Raw genomic sequence first — 4,794 nt, 5'->3', positions numbered from 1 at the left:
AGTTTTTTAGGTCTATCAAATGAAGAATTCTGTGTAGGTCATGCAGGACTACATCCGTACTCTCCGGATGCTTAACAGCACGGGCACTTCCTATCTGGATAACATTTCCTATATGTATTATTTGTACGACAGTCTGGGACGGCTGACCCTGCAGGGGGGAATCCATCTTCCAGTCCTACCGTGCTTGTGCAGAACAACTTGCTCAGTGGCTACGACATCACAAGTACGGTTTATACTTTCTCCGACAAGCTGTCTGGTGTGACACATACACATACTGCCAGCGGAAAGACCACGCGCACGGAAGTATATACCTATACCTACGACCATGCGGACAGAATAAACAAAGTGCAGCATAGTCTTGGCAGCACTGCGATTACTCTGTACGATGCGACTTATGACAACTTCGGTCGTTTGCTGACCAAGCAGTATCACGGTACGAGCACCAACAAGCTGACTTATACCTACAACCTGCGTAGCTGGCTGACGGGAATCAGCGGCACACGCTTCACGCAGAACCTGTACTACAACACGGGTGTGGGTACTGCGAAGTACAACGGCAGCATCAGCAACATAACCTGGAAGTCCGGGAACGAAAGTACAGTCCGTGGTTACAAATTCACTTACGACGGTCTTGACAGAGTACTGAACGCTACCTATGGAGAGACAGCAAGTATCAGCACGAATGCGAACCGCTTCTCGGAGAACGTTACGGGTTATGACAAGAACGGTAACATCAAGAGTTTGCAACGTTACGGCCAGACTGGTGCCAGTGCCTACGGCCTGATAGACAACCTGACTTTTACCTTGAACGGCAATCAGTTGAGCCGTGTGGACGATGCCGTGATGGCTTCTGCTTACGGTGGAGGCTTCGAGTTCAAGGACGGCGTGAAGCAGGTCGGAGAGTACACCTACGATGCGAACGGCAATTTAACCAAAGATTTGAACAAGGGAATCACCGATATTCAATATAATTGTTTAAATTTGCCAAGTGCAGTAACGTTCAGCGACGGAAGTACGATTACCTATGTTTATGCAGCCGACGGCACAAAGCTAAGAACGGTTCATAAGATAGGTGGCGCTACCACCACAACGGACTATTGCGGGAATGTGGTCTATGAAAACGGAGCCCAGAAGCTTCTGATTACCGAAGAGGGCTATATTACTTTGAGCGACAACAAGTATTACTATTACTTGAAGGACCATCAGGGGAACAACCGTGTAGTCATAAACCAGAGCGGAGCGGTAGAGGAGACAAACCATTACTATCTGTTTGGAGGAGTATTCGCTTCATCAACAAGCACTCAGCCTTACAAGTACAATAGCAAGGAATATGACACGAAGAAAGGCTTGAACTGGTATGATTACGGGGCACGGCATTATGATGCAGTGTTGGGACGGTTTATGACGGTGGATCCGTTGGCAGAGAAGTATTATTCAGAAAGTTTGTATACTTATTGTTATAGTAATCCTATAAATTGTATAGACCCTAACGGGAAGGATGGTATTTATATTGCCTTCCCTGATTATAAAATATCAACTCCTATTGGTAAAATTGGGAATTTAGGTCATGCTGGAGTATTATTGATTGATAATAAAACAGGAGTGACTAAATATTATGAATATGGCAGATATGACAAAGAGGGTAAAGGAGTTGTCAGAACATTCGCTGTTCCAAATGTAAAAATAGGACAAGATAAAAAGCCTACATTGGAATCATTGAATAAAACTTTATCAATAATATCTGAACAAGCGGGACATGCCGGAAGAATAGAAGGAGCATATATTGAAAGTGATAAGTTTAAAGAAATGAAAAACTATGCAGAATCAAAAATAGCGGAGAATGCTAATTCAAAGAGGAAAGAGTATTCATTAAGGAATAATAATTGTGGAACTTTTGCGGCTGATGTTTTGAAACAAGACCCATCTGTAAAAGATAAGGCACCAGTAATTATAGATCCAAGGCCCAATAGTATAGTTAAAGAGTATCAAGATAATTTTAAGTCACTAAATTATGATCCTAAAAAGAGACAAGTTAAAATTGAATAGATATGGAAAGTCAAAGTATATCATTAGGAGATTTATTTTCAGTTGAATTATTTGTAGGATCAATAACGTTTGTTTTAGGAACGGTTTTGTTCTTCTTATTATTATTATTGAATTTGAGGCTTAATCTTAAAACGACATTATTATATTGTTGCCTGCAATTGATACTTGTTGTCTCTCTTTCTACTATTTTCTTTATATTTTGGCGTTTTAATTTTGATATAATGATAGGGTTTCTATATTTACCAGGTGTATTATCTGAGGTTTTTATTATGCTCTTATTCTATTTTATATTAAAAATAAAAAACAAATAATTGAATAATATTTTTATAACAATTCTATTACAGCGGGTGGAAACATCCGCTGTTTCTTTTTATAGGGTACCCACTATAATAGAAATATTAGCAGTCTAACTTGCCAAGTGGAGTAATGAAGGCCCAATGGCAAAATTTATTCAATGAGCTTTAAAGCAAATGTTAACGCCGCCTATGATAATACTACAATCATTGGTACAGACACTAACCGTTTCCGCGAGAACGCGACAGCTTTCGTCTACAATAACAGCTTCGAGTTCAAGGACAGCATGAAGCAGGCGAACGAGTACACCTACGATGCCAACGGCAATTTAACTAAAGATTTAAACAAGAATATTACCGGTATATCATATAATTGTTTAAATTTGCCAAATACAGTAACGTTCAGTGACGGAAGTACTATCACCTATATTTATGGAGCCGATGGCACAAAGCTGAGAACAGTCCATAAGATAGGTACTACCACCACGACGACGGACTATTGCGGAAACGTGGTCTATGAAAACGGAGTCCAGAAGTTGCTTCTTACCGAAGAGGGTTATGTAACTTTGAGTGACAACAAGTATCACTATTACTTGAAAGACCATCAGGGGAATCACCGGGTAGTAATCAACCAGAGCGGCACGGTAGAGGAAACGAACCATTACTATCCTTTTGGCGGCGTATTTGCAAGTACAAGCAATACTCAGCCTTACAAGTACAATGGCAAGGAGTATGACTCGAAGAAAGGCTTGAACTGGTATGACTACGGGGCAAGGCATTATGATGCAGCGTTGGGAAGGTGCCATACCAATGACAGGTTTGTAGAGAAGTATTATTCGATGTCACCGTATCAGTATGGGGCGAATAATCCGGTGAATAACATAGATGTGAATGGAGATACAATTGTTGTAAATCCGAACCCGAATGGTTTGATAGATAATGTGAAAATGTTCTTTGGATTTGATACTAAGTATCAAAAGGATGTGAAAGTCGATTTGCAGCAACTTAAGAAAGATGATAAAGGAGTCGCTAATATTATCACTGAGTTGGAAGATAGTGAGAATATTCATTATATTACAATGCCTAAGAAAGGGGCTTCTAATTCAACGCTAATTGATAAAGAAAAGGTTGAAATGAAAATCTCACAAGGCAGTATAATCCATTATGATCCCAATAATAGAAGAAGGAGTCGAAATGAAAAAGAAATGAGAACTCCAAGAGTCGGATTGAGTCATGAACTTCAGCATTCGTTTGATGTAGACAAGAAATTTGCCACTTATGAAACAACGGAAAATGGTATAAAACTAATGGAGGTACGCGCTGTTAATACAGAGAATAAGATTAGAAGAAAAACAGGTGATCCTAAAAGAATTGAATATGGTGGAAAGAAAATACCTAAAAAACTATTGGAGTAACATAATTATACCTTTAGTTGTTGTAATTGGAGGAATCGCTTTCTTCTTTCATATAGTGTATAAGCATTCTGAAAAAGCGATGATGGTTTCTGATCTTGATAGAGTACCTATAACTTCTTTAATGTCAGTAAATATAAAATGGCAAGATTCTACTTATTGTACAGTGTTGGAAAGTGTAGAATTATTTTCCATATTGGAGGAAGAAGGTAAAAAGACAATTCCTCAATTGAAACTTCCAAAGAAAGAGTTCATTGAACTTTCGTACAAAGATACTTTAATAGTAGATAGTCTTTCATTTATACAACTGAAAGATTATATAGTTATTCCTCAATATCGTATAGACTCAATTTATGAGAATGAAGGAGTGAAAGGATTACTTTCTGCTTATTTTGATGATGTATGGTTTATTCCATCTTGTGAAGATGGAATATTGACTTTGCCGGAACAACGGTATGTTATTGATATTTTACATAGATGTGGTTATTGCGTAGATATTGATTGTGAATCAGGTTGCATTTATATTGTATCTTCTCCTGATATAGGTTGATTACTTCAAGAAAAATCTCTTTAATTACTATCCTAACATCAGATATGCTATATTTTGTATGTTAGGATAGTTTTTTAGGTCTATCAAATGAAGAATTCTGTGTAGGTCATGCAGGACTACATCCGTACTCTCCGGATGCTTAACAGCACGGGCACTTCCTATCTGGATAACATTTCCTATATGTATTATTTGTACGACAGTCTGGGACGGCTGACCCTGCAGGGGGAGTATACGGGTAAGAATCCTTCTTCCAGTCCTACCGTGCTTGTGCAGAGCTACTATGACGGTTACGGCTTTGTGGGTGGTACCGGACTTCCTACGGGCCAGTTCACCAAAGATACTTCCGACTACGGCAGGGGTTCTCTTACCGGCAGTGCCGTTACGGTTTTTGGCAGTAGCACTAAGATCTATAAGGCTTTCTATTATGACATCAAAGGGCGCATGACGAAAAGTGTGCAGAACAACTTGCTCAGTGGCTACGACATCACAAGTA

General features: G+C 39.2%; 3 protein-coding genes and 2 pseudogenes. All 5 read left to right on the top strand.

Annotation, left to right across the window (positions count from 1 at the left end; translation table 11 throughout):
* Positions 1-186: 186 nt before the first annotated feature.
* Positions 187-1,500: pseudogene (locus tag DW096_RS18970) on the top strand (RHS repeat-associated core domain-containing protein); the annotation flags it as partial.
* Positions 1,501-2,048: 548 nt separating this feature from the next.
* Positions 2,049-2,357: a hypothetical protein gene (locus tag DW096_RS19340; protein ID WP_035447399.1), complete on the top strand. Its 309-nt coding sequence runs from the start codon at positions 2,049-2,051 to the stop codon at positions 2,355-2,357.
* A 143-nt stretch (positions 2,358-2,500) separates the two neighbouring features.
* The gene (locus tag DW096_RS18965) at positions 2,501-3,754 is read left to right on the top strand and encodes an RHS repeat domain-containing protein (RefSeq protein WP_117866734.1); all 1,254 of its coding nucleotides are present in this window, start codon (positions 2,501-2,503) and stop codon (positions 3,752-3,754) included.
* Positions 3,717-4,301 (top strand): hypothetical protein, encoded by a 585-nt coding sequence (locus DW096_RS18960; RefSeq protein WP_057281495.1) that lies wholly within the window; start codon positions 3,717-3,719, stop codon positions 4,299-4,301. The genes DW096_RS18965 and DW096_RS18960 overlap by 38 nt, the downstream gene beginning before the upstream one ends.
* A 108-nt stretch (positions 4,302-4,409) precedes the next feature.
* Positions 4,410-4,794, top strand: a pseudogene (locus DW096_RS18955) (RHS repeat-associated core domain-containing protein); the annotation flags it as partial.

This window comes from Bacteroides sp. AM07-18, from assembly GCF_003602695.1.
Lineage (GTDB): Bacteria > Bacteroidota > Bacteroidia > Bacteroidales > Bacteroidaceae > Bacteroides > Bacteroides uniformis.
This window is presented reverse-complemented; position numbering and strand designations above follow the sequence as displayed.

Coding starts and splice junctions, on each gene's coding strand:
- DW096_RS19340 (WP_035447399.1), top strand. CDS start 2,049: ATGGAAAGTCAAAGTATATCATTAGGAGATTTATTTTCAGTTGAATTA.
- DW096_RS18960 (WP_057281495.1), top strand. CDS start 3,717: ATGGTGGAAAGAAAATACCTAAAAAACTATTGGAGTAACATAATTATA.
- DW096_RS18965 (WP_117866734.1), top strand. CDS start 2,501: ATGAGCTTTAAAGCAAATGTTAACGCCGCCTATGATAATACTACAATC.